Source organism: Leptospira gomenensis, assembly GCF_004770155.1.
Taxonomy (GTDB): domain Bacteria; phylum Spirochaetota; class Leptospiria; order Leptospirales; family Leptospiraceae; genus Leptospira; species Leptospira gomenensis.
The window spans coordinates 1-280 of sequence record NZ_RQFA01000011.1 but is presented as its reverse complement, the minus strand read 5'-3'; the positions used below and the strand labels follow the sequence as shown (position 1 = coordinate 280).

General features: G+C 56.4%; 1 pseudogene. It reads right to left on the bottom strand.

Features of this window, described 5'->3' with window-relative positions:
* Positions 1 to 280 (bottom strand): annotated as a pseudogene (locus EHQ17_RS20070) (DUF1564 domain-containing protein); the annotation flags it as partial.

The window sequence follows — 280 nt, the reverse complement described above, 5'->3', positions numbered from 1 at the left end:
ATGTTCTCCCGACAAATTCCAATTCTGCTCCCCCCACAATCCGTTTCGCTCCGTTCGAAGTGCACGAAGCTCTGGACTTACCTCATCTGCAGAATCACCGACCGCCTGCTCATTGTTAGGTGGCGCATCCTTCGCTCCCTCCTCCGGCGCCTCAGAACCAAACGAAGTTCGACGGGCCGCGGCCGCCGCCACAGCAGACGCTAAAGCAGAAGGTTGATACAACGTCGTTCCCGCTTTCTTGCCCAAACGTTTGGTCGCGGTCAAAAACTTGGCGTAGGTT